We start from the raw sequence: 20,663 nt of genomic DNA, 5'->3' as shown, positions 1-20,663 counted from the left end.
ATGACCAATCATCAATGACCAATCACCAATCCCCGTTTATGAATTCCGCTACAACTACTCCTAGACCAAAGTCACCCCGTTCTCGTCCTAGTGATCGCCGTCAAAAACGCAAAAAAGTCCGAGTCAGTACCAAACTACTCTATACCAGAGTAATTAGAGATACCTTTATCAAGCTATACCCCAAATATGCTATTCAAAATCCCGTCATGTTTTTGGTTTGGTTAGCAACAACTACCACCCTAGCCGCTACAATTTACCCACCATTATTTGGGCCAGTCACCCAGAAAAACCCCCAACTATTCAATGGTTTATTAACACTAATTTTGTTTTCGACAGTTATTTTTGCCAATTTTGCCGAAGCCTTAGCAGAAGGAAGAGGTAAAGCCCAAGCAGATGCATTACGATCTACCAGATCAGAAACCATCGCCAAAAAAATTGTTGTTGATGGCACAATCACAGAAATTTCTTCCACTACCCTCAAACAAGGTGATACTGTTTACGTTGTTGCTGGTGATATGATCCCCGCCGATGGCGAAGTAATTCTGGGTATCGCCTCTGTAGATGAATCAGCAATTACCGGCGAATCAGCCCCAGTCCTCAAAGAATCAGGTTCAGACGTTTCCAGTTCCGTTACAGGTGGTACACGTATCATCTCCGATGAATTAATTATTCGTATTACCGCTGACCCTGGTAAAGGATTCATTGACCGGATGATTGATTTGGTCGAAGGGGCAGAATGTACTAAAACACCTAATGAAATTGCTTTAACAGTATTACTAGCAGTTCTTACCACCGCCTTTTTCATTGTCGTCGCCACCTTGCCAGTCTTTGCCTACTATGTTAAAAGTCCTGTCAGCATCCCTGTACTAATTGCCTTGTTAGTTGCCCTCATCCCCACCACCATCGGCGGCTTACTCAGTGCCATTGGTATCGCAGGTATGGATAGAGTGGCCCAATTTAACCTGATTGCCACCTCTGGCAGGGTGGTGGAAGCCTGTGGGGATATCAATACTTTGGTTTTAGATAAAACAGGTACAATTACCCTGGGCAACCGTTTAGCAGAAGCCTTTCTTCCCATCAATGCTCACTCAATGGCAGAAATTGCTAACGTTGCTTTAGGCGCTAGTATATTTGACGATACTCCAGAGGGTAAATCTATTGTCCGACTAGCAGAAAAATGTGGCGCAAAATTTGATATCGATCGCAAAAAATGCCAAGGTGTGGAATTTTCAGCGACAACTCGCATGAGTGGCACTAATTTGCCAGGTGGACACGAAGTACGGAAAGGCGCAGTCGGAGCAATTAAAGGTTTTGTGCGATCGCGTAGGGGCTCTTCTGGAGCATCGCACAATGGAAATGAAACCCCAGAACTAGTCACTGCTTATGAAGCAGTTTCCCACCAAGGCGGTACACCCCTATTGGTTTGCCTAGATAATGAAATCTATGGTGTCATTTATCTAAAAGATATTGTTAAACCTGGAATCCATGAACGTTTTGATCAACTACGACGCATGGGAGTCCGAACAGTGATGCTAACTGGAGACAATCGCATCACGGCTTCTGTCATTGCTAAAGAAGCTGGAGTAGATGAATTCATAGCCAAAGCCACACCAGAAGATAAAGTCAGCATTATTCAACGGGAACAAGCAGAAGGCAAAGTGGTGGCGATGACCGGAGACGGCACTAATGATGCACTCGCTTTAGCGCAGGCTGATGTAGGAATAGCCATGAATACAGGCACTAAATCCGCTAAAGAAGCTGCTAATATGGTGGATTTGGATTCTGATCCCACAAAACTAGTTGATATTGTCAGCATTGGTAAACAATTGCTCATTACTCGTGGAGCATTGACCATATTCTCCATCGCCAATGATATAGCTAAGTATTTTGCCATTATCCCGGTGATTTTTGCTGCTGCTAATCTCAACAGCTTAAATATTATGAAATTAACCAGTGTTAACTCTGCGATACTGTCAGCACTGATTTATAATGCTTTAATTATTCCAGCTTTAATCCCTTTAGCTTTGAAGGGTGTAAAATTTCGACCCTGGACTGCTAATCAACTTCTGCAACGCAATATTCTTATTTATGGCTTGGGTGGGGTGATTGTTCCATTTATTGCCATTAAATTCATAGATATGTTGATTACATTTGCAGGTTTAGCTTAATTAAGAATAGGGTGTAGGGAGCAGGGAAAATTTTCTGATAGCGTAGGGTGGCGCAAGCCATATCAGTATGTCTAGAATTTAAGGTTTTCCAGGAGTAAAATAACTATTTTATTACCAATCACCAATCACCAATCACCAATCACCAATCACGAATTACTAATTACCAATTACCAATTACCAATTACCAATTACCAATTACCAATTACCAATTACCAATTACCAATTACCAATTACCAATTACCAATTACCAATTACCAATTACCAATTACCAATTACCAATTACCAATTACCAATTACCAATTACCATAATTAAATTATGATGTTTATTCCAGAAGCTATCCGAGCGATTCGTGTGACTTTATTACTTTGGTTATTAACAGCAATAATCTATCCTCTGGCTATTCTGGCATTTGGTCAGTTTGCTTTCCCAACTTCCGCAAATGGCAGCATTATTTTAAATATAGAAGCTCAACCAATAGGTTCGTCTTTGATTGGTCAAATTTTTACATCAGATAAATATTTTCATAGTCGTCCCAGTGTGGTGAAATATAGTCAGGGAAGAAAAGCCAAGCCTACAGGTATATCTGGAGGAAGTAATCTTGCTGCTAGTAATCCAGAGCTAACTACTAGAATTATTGAGGAAGCTACTGAATTTCAGGATGAAAGTATTCAGCCATCACCTGATTTAATTTACACTTCTGGATCAGGTTTAGATCCTCATATTTCTTTGAAAGCTACACGACAGCAGTTAGCAAGGGTTACACAGGCAAGAGGGATAAAAGAGGATGAAATAATTCCTCTCATTAATAAGTATACAGATGGCAGATTTTTAGGAATTTTTGGTGAACCAGGTGTCAATGTTTTGCGGTTAAATTATGCTCTTGATTTGCAGGAGTTTAACCGTAATCAAGATTAATCATTGGGCATTGGGCATGAAATTTTTCCCCTCTGCTCCGGGAGCAACGGGAAAAAGTGAGATTATTATCAAATCAAATTAAATAGGAATCCTATATGTATTCACAAAGAAGGGGAAAACACAAAATATTTATTGATTGGTATGGCTTCTGGGGTGGGTAAGACCTACAAAATGTTAGAAGAAGGCTACGCACTCCAACAGGAAGGGATTGATATTGTTATAGGATTGTTGGAAACTTACGGAGGGAAGGAAACCGCTGAAAAAGCTGAGGGTTTAGAGGTGATACCGCCACAGTTATGGACTCATGGGGATGTAATGTTACCGGACATGAATACGGAAGCAGTGATTGAGCGATTGCCCCAATTTGTTTTAATTGATGAACTTGCTCATACTAATGTTTCTGGTTGTCTACGAGCAAAACCTCATGAAGATGTAGAAATCATTTCGTATGCGGGTATTTATGTTTACTCCAGCATGAATGTTCAACATTTGGAAAGTCTGAATGATTTAGTAGCTAGAATTACAGGTGTAGTTCTGCGTGAGCGAATTCCTGACCGCATTCTGGAAGCTACTAATGAGGTGATATTAGTAGATATCACACCGGATACTCTCCAAGTAAAGATTACTGGAAGGAAAAATATATGCACCCCAAAATATCCAAGAGGCTTTAGATAACTTCTTTCAAAACCGTAACTTAATCGCTTTGAGAGAGTTGGCTTTACGGGAAGTGGGAGATAATCTGGAAGAAGATCCAATTGCTGCTGCACCTCAAGGCCAATTTTATAGTATTCAAGAACGAGTTTTAGTGTGCATATCTACTTAACCCTAATTCGATGCAACTTTTACGCCGGGTTGCTAGGTTGGCTGGCTACATAAATGCTCCTTTGTATGTTTTGTTTGTCGCTAGTCCTGATCGGTTTCTCACTCAGGAAGAAAGTTTGCACGTTCATACTTGTGAAAAATTATGTCAAGAATTTACAGGGACTTTTATTTTGGTAGACCTCAGTAATATTACTTAAGCATTTGCGGAAGTTGCTCAAAAATAAAAATATCATATTACTCAAATCGTGATTGGCGAAAGTCAACATTCTCGCTGGAAACTTCTTTTTAAAGATTCTCTAACTCAACAATTGGTGAGATTGCTCAAGAACATAGATTTCCACATTATTGCCACTGAAAAAAAATCAGTGTTTAAGAATTAAAAGTGGCCTCTTTTGATGTTAATTTGAGTAACATTTGAGTTAAACTACCTGTTGAAATCACACTAAAATCTTTGTATATGCAACAAAATGGCGTTATAGGATTGATGAGTGGCACATCGGTGGATGGTATAGATGCTGTCTTAGTAGATATTATCGGTACAGATTTAGATATAAAAGTTGAATTATTAGCAGGGGAAACTTACCCTTATCCGACGGAACTGCGATCGCGCATTTTAGGCATTTGTGCTGGTGAGGCGATATCAATGGCAGAATTAGCAGCAGTAGATGATGCGATCGCCATTGTTTTTGCCCAAGCAGCCCAAAATATTCAAATCGGTCATCCACCAGCGACTTTAATTGGTTCCCACGGTCAAACCGTTTTTCATAGACCACCAGGTTTTTACGGCTCAGGAAATATTTTACCCAGTCCCCAATCACTCGGTTACAGTCTACAACTTGGTCGAGGGGCGGTTATTGCTCACTTGACAGATATCACTACGGTCAGTAATTTCCGTGTAGCTGATATCGCTGCTGGTGGTCACGGAGCGCCACTAGTTCCTAGAGTAGATGCTTTTTTGCTCAGTCATCCCCAGGAAAGCAGATGTGTTCAAAATATAGGTGGTATTGCTAATGTTGCGTATTTACCACCCCGAAATCATGACTGGCTTTCCCAAATTCGCAGTTGGGACACTGGCCCTGGAAATAGTCTGTTGGATTTGGCAGTGCAGCATTTTACCAATGGGGCTAAAAGTTACGATGAAAACGGCAGTTGGGCTGCTAGTGGTACTCCTTGCCATACCTTGGTAGAAGAATGGCTGAATCAAGATTATTTCCATTTACCACCGCCTAAATCAACAGGGCGTGAGTTATTTGGTGTTAGTTATCTACATGATTGTTTAGAAGATGCACAAATCTATCAACTTAGCCCCGCAGATGTGCTGGCAACACTTACAGAACTAACAGCGGCTTCTATAGTCCACAGTTATCATACTTATTTACGAAAAATGCCAGAACGGGTATTATTATGTGGGGGTGGTAGTCAGAATCTATACTTAAAACATCGGTTAGAATCATTATTGGCAGTAGTGCCAGTTTTAACTACAGATGAAGTCGGTTTGAGTGCGACATTTAAAGAAGCGATCGCCTTCGCAATCCTGGCCTACTGGCGACAGTTAGGTATTCCTGGCAATCTCCCTACTGCAACTGGAGGAAATCAAGAAATGCTGTTGGGAGAAGTGCATCAGGTGACAGGTAATAAGTGACATTTGACAGGTAACAGGTGAAAGGTAAGAATTTTTTCCTACTTGTGAAATACTGAGATAACGAAATGCTGAAATACTGAAATACTGATACCGCAGCGTGTCTTTAGCCATACTCCTGACCTCCTAGTAATTATTGCTGTGTTTAAAAACTCAAAGGAATTTACAAGGTGGCTCACAGTTTTTTGTTAGAACCAGGACGCTGGATTATGCAAGGAAGTTGGCTGGAACGCGATAGTATGCCGATCAGCTTTAAAGGAATGACTTTGGTGGTTTGGAATCGTGATGACTGGTTTTCTATGGCAACAAGGTTGGTATTTCCTGGTAGTGATCGCTCGGAAATATCTTGTCAATATAAAGGTAGACTCCATGACGGCGATCGCCAATATACTTTTCTGTTGCAACACAATATCTTAGGGCAAATAGAAGGTGAAGGCTGGATTTGTCCAGATACTATTGTGCAGCGTTACTGGGTACTAGGTGATCGCGAACGTCGTAGCGGTTTTGAAACCTTACATCAGGTTTCTGACGATAACTACTACCTTACTAGCGGTATTTTAGCTGGTCATTTTTTAACTAGTACAATGGAAGCAAGCCTGGAGCGTCAATTAATATAGATAACTTAATAAGCTAGAAGACTAATTACTTAAGGGATAATTACTCCCATGTTCCCGTTGAGGTAATAAGTAAATATCTAGGGTTGTCTATTTTTTACATAGCAGAATCCTGTTAATTGTTAATCACCTTGAATTAAATCAAAGGCAACACATAAACTCATATACCAAGTATTGTTGAACATTGGAGTCGAATTTCTTATGTCAGACCCCAACACTGGTCGCTTACTCGGCAAACGCTACCAGCTTCAAGAATTAATTGGTACTGGAGCAATGGGACGGGTTTATCGTGGGAAGGATACTTTGTTGGCAGGTGTCCCCGTAGCCATTAAGTTTCTTGCTTTATCAGTTCAAAACCAAAAAATGCGTTTACAAGAACGTTTTGAACAAGAAGCAAAAACCTGTGCCTTATTAGGCCAAAAAAGTATTCATATTGTCCGCGTCATGGACTATGGATTAGATGAAAATAGTACTCCATACTATGTTATGGAATACTTGCAAGGACAAAACTTAAGTGCTATTATCCGCAACCAAAATCTTTCTTTATCCAGATTCCTGAGCATGGCCAGACAAATTTGTCTGGGTTTACAGTGCGCTCACAATGGTATCCCCCTAGATGGAGATGGAGCAATCTACCCAATTATTCATCGTGATATTAAACCTAGCAATATGCTAGTGATTCAAGATGCCAGTTTTTGGGAATTGGTCAAGGTTTTAGATTTTGGAATTGCCAAGTTACTCATGTCTGATAGTGATCAGACCAAATTTTATTTGGGTACTCTGGCTTATTCTTCTCCTGAACAAATTGAGGGAAAAGAACTAGACAATCGCTCTGATATTTATAGCTTGGGTGTGATGATGTTTGAAATGCTCACAACCAAAATACCGCTTATACCATCCTCCCATTCATTTGGAGCATGGTATCAAACCCATAAATTTCAAAAACCAATGTCTATAGCTGAGGCTAATTACACATTAAAAATACCAAAGCCAGTAGAAGATATGGTCATGAGTTGTTTGGAAAAAAAGCCAAGTGATCGGCCCCAAACAATCAGTGAAATCATCAATGTCTTAGCAGTCGCAGAACAACAAAACAAACTTCAGCAAAAGAATAATCCAAATATTCCTCCCAGTAATCAGAAATTAAAAATTAACCCCAAACCTGAAAACAAGACAAAAGATGAACAACGGGTATTACCAGTACAAAAAACAGTCAAAACTGAACTGCGGGTATCTGCAATCAATGATGATATTACTCGTCTAACTTCTTGGCCATCCAATAAACCAATTGCGGATATTGTTTTTCCCGAACCCATTTATAACAGTGGCGACTTTTTACCAGCCTTGTGGGTGATGCTACCTCAACAGGAAATTCAAAAACGTTTAGTTTGTAATCGCTACAATCAATTTTTGTTTATTTCTGTTCCCCATCCAATAGTGTTATGGATTACAGTTATCTACAACCGCGAACATGGAGCTAAATGGCTACCTTACTACCTTGATCTGAAAACCAATTCTGGTCAAGAAATCATTCGCCTATTGCAACATAAAGGTTATTATCGCTTGTTATTCTTTGAGCGAGAAACACCCACTCGCTGTAGCCATGTTCTGATTTCGACTATTCCTCCCATTCAGTGTCAACGACTACAAGAGTGGATGGAAATTAGCAAAATTACAACCACATCCATGAATGCTCAAATTAGTAAAACTCTGTTAAAACAAGAATATGAAAAGCTTAAACCGCAAATACTAGCTAAATTACAAACAATTGATACTGATTCACCCTTTGGTATGCCAATTTAATGTATATGCATGCATATACATATATGGTACTCACTATTACAATACAGCGGAAATAAAAAACTATTCCAAATCTCTGAAAAGCTTACACCCTATTCATTTTTAATTTTTAACTAGAGTTTTTACTCAAATAAAGTAAAGTTTTTTAAACGAAATATCTTTATGCTTGGAAATTATAGTTATATAAAAAATGTAAAGCTTGAAAAAAACAGACATACCAATCTGGTATGATTTAAGTGCTGAAGTCAGGCTATACTCTAAATATAGGCAATCCAAAGTCCACAGCAGCAAGTCTAAGCAACAGATAAATTCCCAGTGATTAGATAGTGGATTGATTACCTGAATAAACCTTGTGGGTTTTAGTAGGTGATTATTGGTGATCGAAGTTGACGCCCCAACATCCCCAGCCCTTTTCCTTCCTGGAACAAAGCAAGAGAAGGAGGTCGCCCACTGCGACAAAAGCAAAGCTACTCTATGCCATAGTGAAACCTGAATCTAATCCCCACTGATGCTTGAGAAGCTCCTTATAGGAGGCTTCGCGTACAACCATCTGTTCATAGAGTTGGACTAAAAAGTCTTGTGCCTGTTCGTGGCTCATTTGCTGGACTTGGTTGGCAAATGAACGGATGCTAAATTGCTGTTCTAAGGAAAGCTCAATTGGTTGATTCATAGTTAAAACCGAGAAAACAACACTTATAAAGAGGTATGTGTGACAGAAAAGCCAAAGCTGTAATGCCTGGGCTGGTATTTGCCATAATCATTTGTACCTCCGTATTAAGAAAGATAACAATTGTTTTACAAAATGCCCAGTGTCTTTTGGCTAATCTTAATCTTTCTGATCAGGGATTCTGCACTTAGATTATGTAAATTTAGCCTGTTTAGGTGAATTGAAAGGCTTAAAGATATTTGAATCAATTTAGAAATAGGAAAAATGCTCAAGTTGAACAAAATGCTGAGTATATTTACTCGATTGATTAATTGTCAGTGGTCAGTTGTCAGTTCTCAGTGGTAAAAGTGAGTTTTTTGAATGTTTAGTTGGTTTCTCTACCTACTTTGTTCCATGACCAATGACTAATGACCAATGATTAAATCAAAAATTTTCTTCTACAGCAACAAGGATTACGGTAATGTTATCGTGTCCACCTTCCTCTTTTGCGGCTTCTACTAGAGAGATAGCAATTTTATCTAGGTCTGGTGTATCTTGAAGGCATCTGGAAATTTTTGGATCAACGAGTTCTTCTGTGAGTCCATCAGTACACAAAAGCAAGCGATCTCCTACTTTTACATCTAGTGGTTGCAAATCAACATGGTGTAAGTCTTCACGTCCTAAACAGCGTGATAGAACATGACGATAAGGATGCACTCTAGCTTCATCAGCAGTGATATCACCAATTTTGATAGCTCTGGCTATCCAAGTATGATCTTCTGTGATTTGTTGTAGTTGTGATTCTCGAAAGCGATATAAACGGGAATCACCAATATGAGCGCATAAAGGCTGTTCTTGAGAACGGAAGACAACGACAACCGCCGTTGTACCCATGTCACCACGTTCGGGATGGTTTTCCTGATCCTGTAAAATTGCCTTGTTTGCAGACCACAAAGCCTGTTCTAGTAATTGTGTTGCTGATTGGAATGATTCCCAGTTTGCTAACAAATAAGCTGTTATTTCTTGGGTAGCAATGCGACTTGCTTCCTCACCTCCTGCATGACCACCCATACCATCAGCAACTATAAAAAATCGCCCTTCTTGGTCTATATAGAAAGCATCTTGATTATTAGAACGAATAAGTCCCGGATCAGTACAACCCGTGAAGTTAAGTTTCATAGATTTTCAAGCAAAAATTAATACTTTTGATCATAACGGTCAAGGCGTAAAAGCAGACGAATCCACAGGAATGATACTGCTGCTGCAATTAAAGCAGTGAAAACTGCTAACCACAAATACTCGCCAATTAGGAGAATTGTGGCTGCAATTGTGAAACCACTAATTATAAGAGCATAGCTCATTCCGAGTTGAATGTTACTCTGTCTGCGTATTAGGCGTTCTGTTTCCACGGAACGAACTCGGAAACGAATATCCCCACGTTCGATTTTATCGAGTGTGTCTTCTAGTCTGCGTGGTAATCCTAAAGCACTGCTACTGACTTGTACTGCTTGACGACTTAACTCATTCAAGAAACTATTCCCCTCTAAACCATTTTTACCACTCATAAGCTGCATTGCATAAGGTTGGGCAACTTCCATAAAATTAAATTCTGGATCTAGACCTTTACCTACTCCTTCTAAAGTAGAAAAAGCACGCATGACAAAGGTGAAAGTTGCTGGAAATCTAAAAGGTTGATTGTAAGCTATTTCGTACAGGTCTTCACTGATGGCGGACACTGATTGGTTTTCAAAGGGCCTATCCATGAAGTTATCCAGCATATACTGGACAGACCGACGTACAGGTCCCATGTCATCGACTGGTGCAATCGCACCCAAATCAATTAGAGACTGTACCACGCGATCGCCATCTTTTTGAGCGATACCAAACAGCGTATCCATGAGTCCTTCGCGGACATTGGATTTAATTCGCCCCATCATCCCGAAATCGTAGAAAATCAACGCTCCGTCGGGACTAACCGCGAGATTACCAGGGTGAGGATCAGCATGGAAGAAACCATTATTGAGTAATTGGTGTAAATATGCTTGTGCGCCATAACGAGCGATCGCCTTTCTATCCACACCTGCCGCTTCTAAAGCCTCATATTGGCTAACTTTAATACCGGGCATATATTCCAAGGTAATTACCCTAGAAGTACCATAACGCCAATAAACTCGTGGTACTTTCACCCAATTATAAGCACGAAAGTTGCGACGAAAAGTATCAGCATTGCGGCCTTCATTCAGATAATCAATCTCTTCCCAAAGAATGCGACAACATTCTTCATATATACCCATCCAATCCCGTCCATGTCCCCATTTAGGATGATTTTGGAAATAACTAGCAATACCTTTGAGAATTTTTAAATCAATTTCAAACAGTTTTTTTAATCCTGGACGTTGTACCTTCACAACAACAGACTCCCCAGTATGCAGCACAGCTTTATGAACTTGTCCCAAACTAGCAGCAGCCAAAGGAATGGGTTCAAAACTATGGAACAATTGGGGAACTTTTTTCCCTAATTCTTCTTCAATAATCGTTTCTACCTGCTCATAGCTAAATGCTGGAACTCTATCTTGTAACTTAGATAGTTCTTCCACATATTCACTAGGGAAGATATCCGCACGAGTAGAAAACAATTGTCCCACCTTAATAAAAGTCGGACCCAAATCCAAAAAAGTATTTCTAATCCAAATAGCTTGAACTTTACGTCTTGTAGCCTGTTTAGGCTCTGTCATACCACCTGGATAAGTCCAAGCTTTGTTATAGCGCCAAAGCTTAAACATTAAAGTCAAAACAAAAGACCAAATATCTACAAAGCGACGTTTGCTAGAATAATGTTCCCGATTCCAACGGTATGCTTTATCTGAATAACCTTTTTCCATATTTTCTTTATACCGCCGGTTTGTCACGGAGTCATCTGTAATAAAATTACTAAAAATAGATTTCGGGAAGAGGCAAAGTGAGAAATCAATTCAAAATTCAAAATCACTTTTGCTTTTTGCCTTTTGCCTCTTGCCTCTTGCCTCTTACTTCTATTTTGCCGTATTACGATACTTTTGTAATTCAGTTCGCAATAAAGCTATTTCTGCCCTTAATTCATCGATTTCTGTCTGTAGATCCACTGAATCACCACCCGATGAACTGTTACTGGTAGTTGTTCGAGTTTCCGCTGCCTTTACGGCATGGTTAGCTCTTACTATCACTTCTGCTGTGAACTGGCGTAGCTGTTCTCTGGCTTCAGCATCAAATTTGCCCAATTCACTCAAAGCATCAGTCAAGGCGACTTCTACACGCTCATTGATCACTTCTGCTACTGCTCTGCCTACAAAAAAGGCTTGCACAAGGGGATTACTCATAAATTTTTGTAAAGTTGCTCCGCAAAAAGATTATAACTTGGCTGGATGCTGGAATGCTTCCATCTGAGAGTTTGTTGAGTTTATCGAATCCAGCTAGTGTAGAAACATTTTATGAAATGCCTCTAAGTTCTTATCCTTAGCATTGATTCATCAAACTAATAAACGTATTGCATCTCCAGAAAAAGTAGTATCTTAAAAACGCTTATCTAAACTAAGCGTATTCTTAAAGTAAAATAAAACTACAATATCACTCTTATACCCATCCCTGGAAATATGAGCAGCTACCCTGATTTCCAAGAACAAGGCTATCAAATTTTATTCCTGAAATTGTTTGCATAGGTAGGCAAGAGGCAAAAGTCAATAAGCAAGAGGATTGTAGAGAATTTAGTTGTACCGAGTTTTGTATGGCTACGCCACGCAAGCTATCAAAAATCAAATAGGAGTCCTATAGAACATCCTGGTATTCTAAATTATTTACGACTATGCTGATACTACTAATATCAGGTTTTGGAATTTGTGTAGGAACGGGAATAATAATAGGCTTTCTTAATCCCTGTATTTTGTTAGGACTTACTGGAAGAGGTTTACCTGCACTTTCTATGCTGTTTTATGCACTCTAAAAAGACGCAAGTTAATTGCTAAATATCGTCAGTCTGAGGAATCTTTAATCAAGCCGTGAAAATGTCTGATAGCGTAGCGTTGCTTACGCCACGCTACGCTATCAGACAATAAATTTTACAATCAACAAATAACTACTTGATGCCATATCAATTTTATGATCACTGCTCAAGAATTAGAATCTCAACAAAACATCTCCCAGTATATAATTTTTCCCCCAGGTGATTTATATAGTGACGAACCTCCAGTGGAAACAGAACTGCATCTAGAGCAAATAATGTTCTTAGTTAAATGTATCAAATGGTTGTGGGAAGATGGATATGATTTCTATGCTGCGGTAAACCTCACTATTTACTATAGTCCTAACCAAAAAAAACAGAAGATTTCTGGGATTGATATTTTTTTGTAGTCTTAGTAACTGAAGGAAAAACTTGCAAAAGTTGGGTAGTTTGGTAAGAAGACGGTCAATATCCTAATTTCATTTTAGAAATCCTCTCACCAACTACAACTAATACAGATAGAGAATTTAAAAAACAACTATATCAAGATACTTTCCCCACACCGGATTATGTTTGGTTCGATCCTTATACATTAGAGTTTGCAGGTTTTCATTTAGTAGATGGAAAATACCATGCCATAGAACTAAATGAAAAATGACATTTGTGGAGTGAAAAACTAGGTTTATTTTTAGGAATTCATAAAGGATTATTGAGGTATTTCACAGCAGAAGGAAAACTAGTCCTGACACCTAAAGAAACTGCAGAACAAGAAATTAAAAGAGCAGAACAGGAAAATAGAGAAGCAGAAATACAAGATAAGAGAGCAGAACAAGAAGCTAGAAAAGCCGAACGTCTAGCTGCAAAATTGCGGGAATTAAATATTGATCCCGATACAATTTAAAATCTAGGTTGGGTTAAAACAGTTTTCATTTATTTTTACCACACTCAACTTTTCTCTATTTATTGCTGATTTTGCATCTTTGCGCAAAATTAAAAATCGTTGTAAATAGATTTTTATATCCACAAAATAAGGACACAGCATTGCTATGTCCCTACAAATGGCCAATTTAAGTAGATAACTTAAACTATTACTTCATCACCTCAGCCATCTTTTGTTTATCCAACTTGAGCATTAAAACCCCCAAAGGTGGTAAACACAAATCCAAGGAATAAGGACGATTATGTAAAGACCAATCATCAGTCCATTTACCGCCTAAATTGCCCATATTGCTACCGCCATATTGACGTGCATCACTGTTGAACAACTCAGTATAAAATCCTTTTTCAGGTATACCAATGCGATAGTGAGAATGTGGTTGAGGTGTAAAATTACAAACCACAACTATAAACTCATCAGAATCCTTAGCACGTCGGACGAAAGAAACTACACTGTGACGGTTATCGCTACAGTCAACCCACTCAAATCCTTCCCGTGCAAAATCTTGGGTGTACAAAGCAGGTTCAGAACGGTAAAGATGGTTGAGAGACTGGAAAAAGTCCTTTAACTGTTGGTGTGGTTCATATTGGAATAAATGCCATTCCAAATCAGCCCACACATTCCACTCACTCCACTGGCCAAACTCCATACTCATAAACATGGTTTTCTTGCCAGGGTGAGCAAACATATAGGCAAATAAAGCCCGCACGTTAGCTAACTTTTGCCATTTATCTCCGGGCATTTTGCCGATGATATTGCTCTTACCATGTACCACTTCATCGTGGGACAGAGCCAGCATAAAGTTTTCGCTGTGGTTATACCACATACTGAAAGTAATATTATTTTGATGGAACTGGCGGAACCAAGGATCCATGCTGAAGTAGTCCAACATATCATGCATCCAGCCCATATTCCACTTCAGGTTAAAGCCCAGACCACCTGTATAGGTAGGCCAGGATACCATAGGCCAGGAAGTAGATTCTTCAGCAATGGAAAGTACACCAGGAAAATAACTAAAGATGGTGTGATTTACTTGACGTAAGAAATCCGCAGCTTCTAGATTTTCTCTCCCACCATACTGGTTGGGCAACCATTCTCCTTCTTTACGGCAATAGTCGTTGTAAAGCATGGAAGCCACAGCATCCACACGAATCCCGTCAATGTGGTATTTATCAAACCAGAAGAGGGCATTGGCTGCTAAGAAATTTCTAACTTCGTTACGGGAGTAGTTAAATACTAAAGTCCCCCATTCTTTATGTTCACCTTTGCGGGGGTCAGCATGTTCGTATAGATAAGTACCATCAAAGAATGCTAAACCATGGCCATCTTTGGGGAAGTGACCGGGAACCCAATCTACCAGTACACCAATGCCGTTTTGGTGACATTGGTCAATAAAATACATGAAATCTTCAGGGCTACCAAATCGGGAAGTGGGAGCATAGTAACCAGTTACCTGATAACCCCAAGAACCATCAAAGGGATGCTCGGCAATTGGCAGCAATTCTATATGGGTATATCCCAATTCTTTGACGTAAGGAATGAGTCTTTCTGCTAATTCCCGGTAAGTAAGAAAGCGTGCCCCAGGATTCAGTTCAGAAACCGGAACGACTGCTTGAGTTTCCCCATTAGGTAATTTAGCGGGTTCTGAACTGGCAGCGTGTAACCAAGAGCCTAAATGGACTTCGTAGACAGAAATTGCTTGGGTGAGCGGGTCTGTCTGCCGCCGCACTTCCATCCAGTTTTCATCGTTCCAAGTGTAGGAATTTAAGTCAGTGACAATAGATGCTGTTTTGGGACGTGGTTCTTGCTGAAAACCGTAGGGATCAGATTTTTCGTAAATATGTCCTTCAAAATTTTTGATTTCATATTTGTAATGCTCTCCCATACCGAGTTCGGGAATAAACAATTCCCAAACGCCTGTATCTCCTTTCCTCATTTGGTGTTTACGTCCATCCCATAGGTTAAAATCTCCCAGAACAGAAACATTACGGGCATTAGGAGCCCAAACAGCAAAATACACACCTTTGACACTATCTACTTCTGTTAAGTGCGCTCCTAGTTTCTCGTAAATGCGGTGATGGTTGCCTTCTCCAAACAGATGTAAGTCAAAGTCGGTGAGATGGGGAGAACGGAAGGCGTAAGGGTCGTAAGTGACAAGCTCGTGTTCCCCTTCTTTAATCCGTAATTGGTAGTTGCTAAGTTCTGGTGTTTCAATTGTGCATTCAAAAAAGTGGGGATCATGCACTGTGTACATGGGGTATTCTTTTCTGTTTTCTGGAACTACCACCCATGCGGCACTGGCATTTGGTAGGTAGGCTCGCACAGCCCAGACATTTTTCCCATTTTGTTCTATGAGATGTGAACCAAGTACTTCAAATGGATCGTGATGCTGATTCCAAACGATACGGTTAACTTGCTCAGAGGCGATCGCGCTGATGGACATGAAGCTACCTACGTAAAATAAGGTGATTAACTAAATTTAGTTTTTTATAACTACTATATATATTCTTTACATTTATTTGCATTTTTGTCGTCACGGTTATCCTACATCAGAATGTATCTTATTGGGGATTGGGGACTGGGAACTGCGGATTGGGGGAGATGAGAGAGATGAGGAAGTAATGTTCCTAATAACTAATGACTAATGACTAAATAACTAGAAATGGGAATAGCTCTAATAATGCCTTACGTATCCGCAACAGAAATATTTTCTGTCGGATTTGGGAATTGAGTTTTGGCGGTGGACTTGTTTGGAGTTGTGTTTGTAATTCTGCATATTCGGCAGCGGTTAGGCGTGTACCATCAATAGGTGATCGCGCTTCAGTAATAATCTCTGTCCGCAATATTTCCTCTGGTATATCTTCTACTGGTGGTAATGCCATCACCTTTGTTCCCCAATAGCTACTGACCACCACAAAAATAGTGGCACTAATACTCAAAACCAAAAATTTTATACATTTCATTTTCTAATTTTGAATTTTGAATTTTTAAAGTCCCGGTGGTAGTTGCTCTCCACACAATTGATGAATCTGCACAATACGCTCAAACAACCATGGATATCCTTGACGGTAATGAGAAATAAGTGCTAAGGGACTCAGTAAAGCTACTGCGGCAATATCTGCCACACTCAAATGATCACCCACCAAATATTCACTTTTTTGCCAGCGGCTAGATAATTCTTCCAGGGCTATAGTTAATCTTTTAGTAGCTAATTGTACACTGCTATTGTTAATACCATACTGGTTCCTAATAACACCAATCACTATCTGACTAAATAATGATGGGTCAATTTGTTTACCTGCATCAGCACGGAAGTGATAATATACAAATCTTGTTGCCGTGCCAATGCTCTCATCTAACCAATCTTCGAGCATCAAAGCTTCTGTATGTTGTTCGTGGTTGGTTAAAAATAGTGCAGGTTCTGGCTGATAAGATTCTAGGAAGCTTAAAATCTGGGTAGAATCGCCAATGGCTTGCGGTTGTCCTTCGATTTGGGGTAACAAGACAGGCAGAGTAGTCAAACCAGTTAGAGGCTTCAGTTTCAGGATATGCAAGCCAGGAGTAAGATTTTCTACCTGGTAATGAATTCCTTTATAGCCTAGTGCTAGGCGAGCTTTACGACAATAGTGAGACGTAGTAAATTGCAGTAGTAACATAAAGCTACTTATTTATTAAGGAAGGAAAGGAATTTTTTCCAGTTTCAACTAGTTAGTTTCAATTGATATATGGACACTGAGAAGCCGTAGAAACCGGTTTTTCTCGTGTCCTACACTTATTTGTTGCTTTAATTAAATTAAACAAAAATTTAGCACTCTCAAACCGAGAGTACTATTAATTGTTTAATCGATACCTGAGCAAATGTAGGTGACAGCGATGTAGTGAATATCGCTTGTCCTAGTTATTAGGGTTTCTTAGTCGGAGTAGCAGCAGGGCTAACAGGAGGGCTAGTTTTAGGTGCAGTTGTCACAGCAGGGCTAGTTTCAGGTGCAGTTGTCGCAGCAGGGCTAGTTTCAGGTGCAGTTGTCGCAGCAGGGCTAGATCCAGGTGCAGTGGTAGTACTGGGGGTAGTACCAGTATCAGCAGGTTCACCCGCACCAGGTGTTGCAGCGGGGGTAACAGTACCAGCAGGTTCGCTGCCACCTTCACAGGCGCTGAGCATACTAGCGAGACTTAAAACGAGAGCCAAACCTAAGATTTTTGTTTTCATAACTCCTCTTTCACCAAAATAAAGGCAATAAAAATATTGCTCCTGTTGAATACGATAGCTTATTTGTTGATTTTTGTTAAATGCTTTGAGATTAGAAATTTAAACCTATTTTTTCGGCTAAGGCAAACTTCAGCATTAATGTGAAAAATCAGGGGTTAGGAGTGGGTGTAGGGGAAGAATCTGCGTGGAAAAACAGTATTCAGGTATTGCCTCTGACTGCGCCACATTGCCATAATCTTAGAGATATAGAATGAAGCAACCTCAAAGACAATATCTACGTTTTACAAAAATTATGGCTGTTGCCCGCAAATCGGCGGTTTCTACAAAAAGTTCTTGGTTCAGGCGTGATTCTAGCTTACCTTCGGAGCAGCGGCGCTCTGAGAGCCTGGGTAAACCTATGCAAAGCACCTCTACACTAGCAAGTGAATCGACAGCAGTGCGCTCCAGGAGAAGAGGGAATCCTTCTAGGAATTTATCATTTTCTCCCATAAAGGAGGCAGTTAAACAGAACTTAGTTAAGGACTCTGGCAAACAAGCAGTAGCTAATATTCCTGAAAAGTCCAGCGGACGCTTACCGATGATGTCTACTGCTAGGGCTGTACCTGTGTGGTTACTACGCTTGTATACCGTTTATCGTTATTCGTCAGCAGCAGCCTTTTTATTTGTGTCTGCAACATTGGTGGTGTATGGTTGGACGGTATATTCTCAAGAGCTTTGGAGTCAAGCTTACCGTACCCTGCAAAGTTTACAACGCAATGAGCGTCAGTTAAATACAACCAATGCTACCCTAACTAGCAAAATGGCTGAAGAGGGAGAACAGCCAGCCGCAGGATTAGTATCACCTAATCCTGGAGGGACAATTTTCTTGCCACCGACTTCTCATAATCCTAATTCGGCATCTTCCAATACAATTGCCAGTTCTGAAGAACAACCTCAAGCTCCCACACCTCTGGGATATTAATGAGTCAGGAGTATGGCGATTGCCACGCTGCTCTATCAGGAGTCAGGAGGAAAAGAAAGTAATTCCCAATGCCCCATGCCCCATACCCCAATGCAAAAGTCACCAAGTAGAACAAAATTCAGAAATTTGCCAAATTTAGAGTTTACAAGGCAGAGGAAGTTTTCTAGACAAACTGGATCTGAAAATGGTACTCCTAAAACGATAGTTTCAGCAGCAAGTCTGAGGTCTCGACTGTTCATAGTTTGGGGTGTCTTGATGGCTACTGGGTTGGGGTTGTCCTTAAATTTGTATCGGCTGCAAATTATTGAGGGATCAAAGTTGACACAAAGGGCAAGAAATCAGCAAATGGTAAATTTGCGCCCTTTTATGCCTCGTCGCCCTGTGGTCGATCGCAATAACAATATATTGGCTATTGACCGTCCAGTATATACTTTGTACGCCCATCCCAAGCTGTTTGATAAATCTAATGAGGAGATGGCACAGCAACTTGCGCCCATTCTCAATAAAGATGCTGGTAAGTTGGTTAAGATATTCCAAAGTAAAAGAAGTGGGATTCTTCTGGCTGATGGTGTGGCTGAGAATATTGCCGATCACCTGATTTCTTTTCGCTTGAATGGCTTTGAATTTATTCAAAAATATTCCCGTTTCTACCCACAAGATGATTTAGTAGCTAATGTGGTGGGCTATGTTAACCTTGACCGACGTGGTCAGGCTGGGGTGGAATATAGTCAAGAGAAGTTACTAGAACGTTCTGTCCAAACAGTGCGTCTGAGTCGGGCTGGTAATGGCGCACTGATGCCAGATCATGCACCGCAGGGTTTTCTGCATTTTGATGATTTAAAACTGCAATTAACTATTGATAATCGCTTACAACGGGCTGCCAGAATTGCCCTGAAAGAACAAGTTGATAAGTTCCAAGCCAAGCGGGGGGCGGTCATTGTTATGGATGCTATGGATGGTTCCTTACTAGCTCTGGTGTCTCAGCCTACTTATAATGCCAATGAATATTCCAAAGCTGATATTGCACTATTTAGAAACTGGACTGTAGCGGATCTTTATGAACCGGGTTCAACTTTCAAGCCTTTGAATGTGGCAATCGCACTGGAAAATGGCGCTATTAAACCAGATGATACATTTAACGACCCAGGTACAATTAAAGTTGCTGACCGCACTATCAAAAACGCAGAACGAAACGGTTACAGACGAATTAACATTGCTCAGATTTTACAAACTTCTAGCAACGTGGGCATGGTACAAATCATTCAACGAATGCGCCCAACACTGTACTATAACTGGCTAGAAAAAGTGGGTTTAGGGCAAAAAGTTGATACAGACTTGCCATTTGAAGTCGGTGGTAGACTTAAAAGTCAAGAAGAATTTCTGTCCTCCACCATAGAACCAGCAACCACCTCCTTTGGTCAGGGTTTTTCTTTGACTCCATTACAGCTAGTGCAAATGCACGGCGCTTTAGCTAATGGTGGAAGATTGGTAACACCCCATGTAGTTCAAGGACTAATTGATAGCCAAGGCAAAATTCATTATTCACCTACACTACCAAGACCACGCCAAATTTTCTCTTCTACAACAGCCCAAAAGGTAGTAGATATGATGGAAACTGTTGTTTCTCAAGGCACGGGTAAAGGATCAAAAATCAACGGATACAGCATTGCAGGAAAAACAGGTACAGCCCAAAAAGCCAGTCCCAACGGTGGATATATTCCAGGAGCGAGAATTACTAGTTTTGTAGGTATTGTGCCAGCAGAAGCTCCCCGTTATGTAGTTTTGGCAATAGTAGATGAACCCAAAGGGGAAAACGCCTATGGTGGAACCGTAGCCGCACCAATTGTGAGAGCTGTAATGGAAGTCCTCATACCATTGCAAAAGATTTCCCCTACAAAATGAGTACTTGGTGATTGGTGATTAGTCATTAGGAAAATTACTTCCCCATCTTCCCCATGTCCCTCATCTTCCCCAGTCCCC

General features: G+C 40.3%; 15 protein-coding genes and 2 pseudogenes. 9 read left to right on the top strand and 8 right to left on the bottom strand.

All coding sequences use genetic code 11. The features are described 5' to 3' along the window. Nucleotides 1-38: 38 nt before the first annotated feature. The 6 genes and pseudogenes from kdpB (at nt 39) to AAZO_RS18825 (ending at nt 7,962) form a co-directional block, all read left to right on the top strand. Nucleotides 39-2,168 (top strand): potassium-transporting ATPase subunit KdpB, encoded by a 2,130-nt coding sequence (kdpB, locus tag AAZO_RS18850; RefSeq protein WP_013192475.1) that lies wholly within the window; start codon nt 39-41, stop codon nt 2,166-2,168. Between the two features lie 316 nt (nt 2,169-2,484). Continuing rightward, nucleotides 2,485-3,084 carry a K(+)-transporting ATPase subunit C gene (gene kdpC, locus AAZO_RS18845; protein WP_013192474.1) on the top strand — a complete coding sequence of 200 codons (600 nt, stop codon included), beginning with the start codon at nt 2,485-2,487 and terminating at the stop codon, nt 3,082-3,084. Nucleotides 3,085-3,179: 95 nt separating this feature from the next. Further along, a pseudogene (locus tag AAZO_RS18840) lies at nt 3,180-4,286 on the top strand (sensor histidine kinase KdpD). 77 nt (nt 4,287-4,363) lie between these two features. Beyond that, complete coding sequence (locus AAZO_RS18835; RefSeq protein ID WP_013192473.1) at nt 4,364-5,548, top strand: anhydro-N-acetylmuramic acid kinase; 1,185 nt, start codon at nt 4,364-4,366, stop codon at nt 5,546-5,548. Between the two features lie 167 nt (nt 5,549-5,715). Then, nucleotides 5,716-6,162 carry a hypothetical protein gene (locus AAZO_RS18830; protein ID WP_013192472.1) on the top strand — a complete coding sequence of 149 codons (447 nt, stop codon included), beginning with the start codon at nt 5,716-5,718 and terminating at the stop codon, nt 6,160-6,162. Between the two features lie 198 nt (nt 6,163-6,360). Then, nucleotides 6,361-7,962, top strand: a complete 1,602-nt coding sequence (locus tag AAZO_RS18825; protein ID WP_013192471.1) for a serine/threonine-protein kinase — start codon at nt 6,361-6,363, stop codon at nt 7,960-7,962. A gap of 469 nt (nt 7,963-8,431) precedes the next feature. On the opposite strand, the gene AAZO_RS18820 is transcribed toward AAZO_RS18825, so the two are convergent. The 4 genes from AAZO_RS18820 to AAZO_RS18805 all read right to left on the bottom strand — a co-directional run bounded on the left by AAZO_RS18820 (nt 8,432) and on the right by AAZO_RS18805 (nt 11,961). After that, nucleotides 8,432-8,629, bottom strand: a complete 198-nt coding sequence (locus AAZO_RS18820; RefSeq protein ID WP_013192470.1) for an NblA/ycf18 family protein — start codon at nt 8,627-8,629, stop codon at nt 8,432-8,434. A 420-nt stretch (nt 8,630-9,049) separates the two neighbouring features. Beyond that, nucleotides 9,050-9,784: a Stp1/IreP family PP2C-type Ser/Thr phosphatase gene (locus tag AAZO_RS18815; RefSeq protein WP_013192469.1), complete on the bottom strand. Its 735-nt coding sequence runs from the start codon at nt 9,782-9,784 to the stop codon at nt 9,050-9,052. A 17-nt stretch (nt 9,785-9,801) separates the two neighbouring features. Then, nucleotides 9,802-11,487 (bottom strand): ABC1 kinase family protein, encoded by a 1,686-nt coding sequence (locus AAZO_RS18810; protein ID WP_013192468.1) that lies wholly within the window; start codon nt 11,485-11,487, stop codon nt 9,802-9,804. 150 nt (nt 11,488-11,637) lie between these two features. Next, nucleotides 11,638-11,961 (bottom strand): DUF6825 family protein, encoded by a 324-nt coding sequence (locus AAZO_RS18805; RefSeq protein ID WP_013192467.1) that lies wholly within the window; start codon nt 11,959-11,961, stop codon nt 11,638-11,640. A gap of 775 nt (nt 11,962-12,736) precedes the next feature. Here AAZO_RS18805 and AAZO_RS18800 point away from each other — a divergent pair. Beyond that, nucleotides 12,737-13,479, top strand: a pseudogene (locus tag AAZO_RS18800) (Uma2 family endonuclease). 187 nt (nt 13,480-13,666) lie between these two features. Here the strand turns inward: AAZO_RS18800 and glgB are convergent. The 4 genes from glgB to AAZO_RS18780 form a co-directional block, all read right to left on the bottom strand. Further along, complete coding sequence (gene glgB, locus AAZO_RS18795) at nt 13,667-15,958, bottom strand: 1,4-alpha-glucan branching enzyme (protein ID WP_013192465.1); 2,292 nt, start codon at nt 15,956-15,958, stop codon at nt 13,667-13,669. Between the two features lie 205 nt (nt 15,959-16,163). Beyond that, nucleotides 16,164-16,478: a hypothetical protein gene (locus tag AAZO_RS18790; protein ID WP_013192464.1), complete on the bottom strand. Its 315-nt coding sequence runs from the start codon at nt 16,476-16,478 to the stop codon at nt 16,164-16,166. A gap of 24 nt (nt 16,479-16,502) precedes the next feature. After that, nucleotides 16,503-17,171, bottom strand: coding sequence for a glutathione S-transferase family protein (locus AAZO_RS18785; RefSeq protein ID WP_013192463.1), 669 nt, complete (start codon nt 17,169-17,171; stop codon nt 16,503-16,505). A 245-nt stretch (nt 17,172-17,416) separates the two neighbouring features. Next, nucleotides 17,417-17,722, bottom strand: a complete 306-nt coding sequence (locus AAZO_RS18780; protein ID WP_013192462.1) for a hypothetical protein — start codon at nt 17,720-17,722, stop codon at nt 17,417-17,419. A gap of 292 nt (nt 17,723-18,014) precedes the next feature. On the opposite strand from AAZO_RS18780, the gene AAZO_RS18775 reads away from it, so the two are divergent. Both AAZO_RS18775 and AAZO_RS18770 read left to right on the top strand, forming a co-directional pair. After that, a complete protein-coding gene (locus AAZO_RS18775; RefSeq protein WP_041643433.1) occupies nt 18,015-18,683 on the top strand; it encodes a hypothetical protein in 669 nt (222 codons plus the stop codon). Nucleotides 18,684-18,773: 90 nt separating this feature from the next. After that, the gene (locus tag AAZO_RS18770; RefSeq protein WP_013192460.1) at nt 18,774-20,585 is read left to right on the top strand and encodes a peptidoglycan D,D-transpeptidase FtsI family protein; all 1,812 of its coding nucleotides are present in this window, start codon (nt 18,774-18,776) and stop codon (nt 20,583-20,585) included. Nucleotides 20,586-20,663: the final 78 nt, after the last annotated feature.

It is taken from the genome of 'Nostoc azollae' 0708 (genome assembly GCF_000196515.1).
GTDB classification, from domain to species: Bacteria; Cyanobacteriota; Cyanobacteriia; order Cyanobacteriales; family Nostocaceae; genus Trichormus_B; species Trichormus_B azollae.
Note: the sequence above shows the minus strand (reverse complement) of the source record. Positions and strands in the feature narration are given on the sequence as shown.

Coding starts and splice junctions, on each gene's coding strand:
- AAZO_RS18775 (WP_041643433.1), top strand. CDS start 18,015: ATGGCTGTTGCCCGCAAATCGGCGGTTTCTACAAAAAGTTCTTGGTTC.
- AAZO_RS18790 (WP_013192464.1), bottom strand. CDS start 16,478: ATGAAATGTATAAAATTTTTGGTTTTGAGTATTAGTGCCACTATTTTT.
- AAZO_RS18815 (WP_013192469.1), bottom strand. CDS start 9,784: ATGAAACTTAACTTCACGGGTTGTACTGATCCGGGACTTATTCGTTCT.
- AAZO_RS18810 (WP_013192468.1), bottom strand. CDS start 11,487: ATGGAAAAAGGTTATTCAGATAAAGCATACCGTTGGAATCGGGAACAT.
- kdpC (WP_013192474.1), top strand. CDS start 2,485: ATGATGTTTATTCCAGAAGCTATCCGAGCGATTCGTGTGACTTTATTA.
- AAZO_RS18825 (WP_013192471.1), top strand. CDS start 6,361: ATGTCAGACCCCAACACTGGTCGCTTACTCGGCAAACGCTACCAGCTT.
- AAZO_RS18835 (WP_013192473.1), top strand. CDS start 4,364: ATGCAACAAAATGGCGTTATAGGATTGATGAGTGGCACATCGGTGGAT.
- AAZO_RS18780 (WP_013192462.1), bottom strand. CDS start 17,722: ATGAAAACAAAAATCTTAGGTTTGGCTCTCGTTTTAAGTCTCGCTAGT.
- AAZO_RS18805 (WP_013192467.1), bottom strand. CDS start 11,961: ATGAGTAATCCCCTTGTGCAAGCCTTTTTTGTAGGCAGAGCAGTAGCA.
- AAZO_RS18785 (WP_013192463.1), bottom strand. CDS start 17,171: ATGTTACTACTGCAATTTACTACGTCTCACTATTGTCGTAAAGCTCGC.
- AAZO_RS18770 (WP_013192460.1), top strand. CDS start 18,774: ATGCAAAAGTCACCAAGTAGAACAAAATTCAGAAATTTGCCAAATTTA.
- glgB (WP_013192465.1), bottom strand. CDS start 15,958: ATGTCCATCAGCGCGATCGCCTCTGAGCAAGTTAACCGTATCGTTTGG.
- AAZO_RS18820 (WP_013192470.1), bottom strand. CDS start 8,629: ATGAATCAACCAATTGAGCTTTCCTTAGAACAGCAATTTAGCATCCGT.
- kdpB (WP_013192475.1), top strand. CDS start 39: ATGAATTCCGCTACAACTACTCCTAGACCAAAGTCACCCCGTTCTCGT.